Source organism: Pseudoflavonifractor sp. An184 (assembly GCF_002160305.1).
GTDB classification, from domain to species: domain Bacteria; phylum Bacillota; class Clostridia; order Oscillospirales; family Oscillospiraceae; genus Lawsonibacter; species Lawsonibacter pullicola.
Map to the genome: position 1 here is coordinate 1 of NZ_NFKI01000113.1, position 3,549 is coordinate 3,549.

Annotated in this window: 5 protein-coding genes; 2 read left to right on the top strand and 3 right to left on the bottom strand. The window is 53.1% G+C overall.

The genetic code is table 11. The annotated features are described in order from the left end of the window. Positions 1–167 precede the first annotated feature (167 nt). Both B5F19_RS16545 and B5F19_RS16550 read left to right on the top strand, forming a co-directional pair. On the top strand, positions 168–371 hold the full coding sequence (locus B5F19_RS16545) for a hypothetical protein (protein WP_087292816.1): 204 nt from the start codon (positions 168–170) through the stop codon (positions 369–371). Next, a complete protein-coding gene (locus B5F19_RS16550; protein ID WP_087292819.1) occupies positions 364–1,548 on the top strand; it encodes a site-specific integrase in 1,185 nt (394 codons plus the stop codon). Before B5F19_RS16545 ends, B5F19_RS16550 begins: the two co-directional genes overlap by 8 nt. A gap of 446 nt (positions 1,549–1,994) precedes the next feature. On the opposite strand, the gene B5F19_RS16555 is transcribed toward B5F19_RS16550, so the two are convergent. From B5F19_RS16555 to B5F19_RS17790, 3 genes are all read right to left on the bottom strand, one after another. Continuing rightward, a complete protein-coding gene (locus tag B5F19_RS16555) occupies positions 1,995–2,201 on the bottom strand; it encodes a hypothetical protein (protein WP_087292822.1) in 207 nt (68 codons plus the stop codon). Then, a complete protein-coding gene (locus B5F19_RS16560; RefSeq protein WP_087292825.1) occupies positions 2,201–2,719 on the bottom strand; it encodes a hypothetical protein in 519 nt (172 codons plus the stop codon). Before B5F19_RS16560 ends, B5F19_RS16555 begins: the two co-directional genes overlap by 1 nt. Positions 2,720–3,197: 478 nt before the next feature. Beyond that, positions 3,198–3,549, bottom strand: a 352-nt coding sequence (locus B5F19_RS17790; RefSeq protein WP_204248359.1) for a hypothetical protein, incomplete at its 5' end; no start/stop codon positions are given.

Here is a 3,549-nt window from a genome sequence, read left to right on the forward strand (position 1 = left end):
GCCCTGGAGAACTTCATCCTGGGGTTCCGGTTGGGGATGCGCCTGGCCATTGAATCCCTGGACGAGGACGACGGCAGTCTGTCCGCCCTCCCAGAAGGGCGGTGACAGAAATGTATTTGACCAAATACAAGAACATCAAGAGGTGACAGAAAGGGAGGCCGCCCAGCATGGATAGGAGCCACGCCCAGGCCCAAGAAACCCGCAAGCGCAACACCCAGGCCCGGAGAGAACGCCACGAGCGGGAGCGGGCCGAACTGGAGGCCACAATTAACGCACTGCGTCAGATCAGGCAGAACCCCAAAGCGACACCAGGCGAAAAGCTGGAGGCCATAAAGCTGCTTATAAAGCTGGAAGGTGGAGTATATGGCTAATATCACACCACGCAGGAATAAAGATGGCGAGATCATCAGCTATCAAATCCGGGTATTCCGTGGACGCAACGCAGACGGTACACGGCTGAAAGATTACATGATGACCTGGCGGCCCACGCCGGGCATGACCAAGCGGCAAATCGCCAAAGAGTTAGAGCGGCAGGCCACATTGTTTGAAGAGGCCTGCAAGCAGGGGCAAGTTTCCATTGAAAAGCCCAACTTTGAGAAGTACGCCGCCTATGTGGTGGAACTGAAAGAGCGCAACGGCCTAAAGGTGAAAACAGCCGTCCGCTACAAAGATATGCTAAAGCGGATCAACGCCGAAATCGGCCCTATCAAACTGCAAGACCTACGGCCAGACCATTTGAACCGTCTTTACGCAAAACTGGCAGAGCCGGGACAGAACAAGAAAACCGGCGGCGGGTTATCTGCAAAGACCATTGTGGAGCATCATAGGGTTATCAGCACCATACTGGCCCAGGCGGTGAAAGAGCAGTTGATCCCATTCAATACAGCCGAGCGGGCCACACCGCCCAAACTGCCAAAGCACGAAATGGATGCTTTTGAAGTGGAGGAAGTACAGGCCATTCTAAAGGCGCTGGAACTGGAGCCGTTGAAGTGGCAAGTCTGCGTTCAGATTTTGATTTCCACAGGTTGCCGCAGGGGTGAGGCCATGGGCCTGCGCTGGGAGCATGTGGACTGGATGGACAATAAACTGTATCTCTGCGAAAATCGCGTTTACACGCCGGAGAGCGGCGCGATCAGCACCACGCTAAAGACCGGGGAAAACCGTTATGTGTCTGTCTCTCCGTCCGTTATGGCCCTTCTGAAACGCTGGAGAGCGGAGCAGGCGGCCACATTCCTAAAACTGGGGATCACTCCCTCCGGCTATGTTCTGACGGCGGAGAACGGCGGGCCGATGCACCCAGACAGCCCCACAGACTGGCTTGCCAAGTTCTCCAAGCGCCACGGCTTGCCGCCGATCCACCCGCACAAATTCCGCCACACACAGGCCAGTCTATTGATTGCCCAGGGCGTGGACATTCTCACCGTTTCAAAGCGGCTGGGACACGCTAAAGTTTCAACCACGCTGGATATTTACAGCCATGTGCTTGCCAAGAGCGACGAAAAGGCAAGCGACACCCTGGACAATCTGCTTTACAGGAAACAGGCGTAGTGATACCATAGAGGCAAGGGGGTGGGCTTTATGATTATCTTCTTTATTCTGGCGCTGCCAGTCATGATTATTCTGGCCTGCGCCGGAAAGTACAAGTAAACCTATCGTATAGAGCGGCCTGGGCGTGGATGTCTGGGCCGTTCTTTTAATGCCCACGGCACAGTAAATCAGGGGCACAGTCCCGCTAAAGTCCCGCTTTTGCCCTCTCAATACAAAAAGAAAGCCCAGTGACCGAGGCCGCAAAGCCTTGTAATCACTGGGTTTTTCTATGGTTGCGGGAGGAGGACTTGAACCTCCGACCTCCGGGTTATGAGCTGCTGTCGGTTTGTCCATCTGCTGCGGTTCAACGCTTTCCGGGCGTTTTTGGGCCTAAAATGGGCCCAAACCCGGAGGTTATATTCTCTCTGTTCCGACCCAGTTTTTCCGGTTCTGGGTCAGATTTTGGGTCAGGCGCGCATGGAGTAAAAACTCTTTTCTGCCATACGGATTACAAAATCCCGCTCATCCTCATCTGCTGTTGCAAAGTCGATATTGTAGCGTTTACAGATTTTCTGAAAATGCAGAATATATGCCAGATCCGTCTGGCTGGGAGGTGTGACAAAAGAATCCGGCCCCGCCAAATCGTCCAGCTTTGCGTAGTTTTCAGATAGCATCACAACTCCTCCTTCATGAATTGAAATAGCAGGTTTCGGGCAGCCTCTCCGTCAATCAGCAGCAGAAAGGGCTCCCTATGGCTGAATGGTATTGCTCCGAAATCACGAATATAGTGTTCCCGTATCTCTGAGGTTTTTGCCTTCAGATAAATCGTACCGCCGTAACCAGAGTCTATCGATAACTGGACTCCGTAAGCCAAAAGCGCGGCCCCAATGCCGCGATATTTGCGATTTTTCGATAAAGTTGGGTTGCTGTGAGGCGCACTTTCTATGTACTCAATATATACCAAAAATCCCTCCGGCATATTTCGATAGGCGCCGAGTCCTACAAGCTCGCCTGTGGCTGCAATTTTCAATGCGTATTTCTGGAGAAATGGCTCCTGAAGATACTTGGACATCCAACTGGTCTGCCAACAATCCTGCACGGTGAGGCGAAAGTCAGACTCGATGGCCGGAAGGATTTCTGCTGGGACTTCCTGGCTGCAGGAGAGGTCAAATACATGATATGCAGGGTACATAGGTACACCTCCATCGTAAATTCAGTGTACCATGGAAAAGAAGAAAAAACAAGCGCACAAAAAGGGCTCCTATAAGTAAAACAAGGTGGAACAAGAGATTTTACCCACCCGCGGGTGGGGCAAGCAGAGCGCCTGGCTTGCCGCGAGCGGCAGCCGACACGATTTCCGGGCGGAAGCCCGGACCCACTTTATCTGCAGAGAAAGAAAATGCTGCGGTGCCTTTACACACCAAGAAAAGAAATCCCGCCGTGCTGCCCCTGTGCCGCCCTGTGTGAGACGATTGGATACAGGGGCACCGGTGGTCCCAGCAAACCAGGATGTCGCCGCTGAGGGGCCCTTGCAGGCGAAGGACGAGACCAGAAAACGGATGTCCAAAGGGCTGCCATATTTTCCATTTCAGCGCCGGATTTTTTCTCTCTGAACATGATTCTTCCGCCCTTGGTTATGGCTGTTTCGCTGGGACCAGGGGCGTTCGAATTTAGTACGAGGATAAAGGGAGGTGGTCGCAAAGCGCCCACCTCCCGGTCACAACGCCCCGCAGAGCGGGGCGTGCCAAGGGATTGCGGGATTTCGCCTCAGCGCCGTGCCAGGTGGTCGATGAAGCCGCTTTTTGAATTTTAGGTGGTCGGAGATTTGAGAAAATCCAGAGGTTCCAAAAGGTTCCCAGCTTTTTCACCGACACTGTGCACAGCAATATGTCGGGCATCTCAAAAATTGCGCTGCCTAAACAAAGAGAGAAAATCTCGCCCAGAGCTGGAAACTGAAATGCCGTAGACAAGGAAAAAACGCCGCAAAAAGTGTGAATTGTTTGATAACTCTGCGCCACAGCC

Coding starts and splice junctions, on each gene's coding strand:
- B5F19_RS16560 (WP_087292825.1), bottom strand. CDS start 2,719: ATGTACCCTGCATATCATGTATTTGACCTCTCCTGCAGCCAGGAAGTC.
- B5F19_RS16555 (WP_087292822.1), bottom strand. CDS start 2,201: ATGCTATCTGAAAACTACGCAAAGCTGGACGATTTGGCGGGGCCGGAT.
- B5F19_RS16550 (WP_087292819.1), top strand. CDS start 364: ATGGCTAATATCACACCACGCAGGAATAAAGATGGCGAGATCATCAGC.
- B5F19_RS16545 (WP_087292816.1), top strand. CDS start 168: ATGGATAGGAGCCACGCCCAGGCCCAAGAAACCCGCAAGCGCAACACC.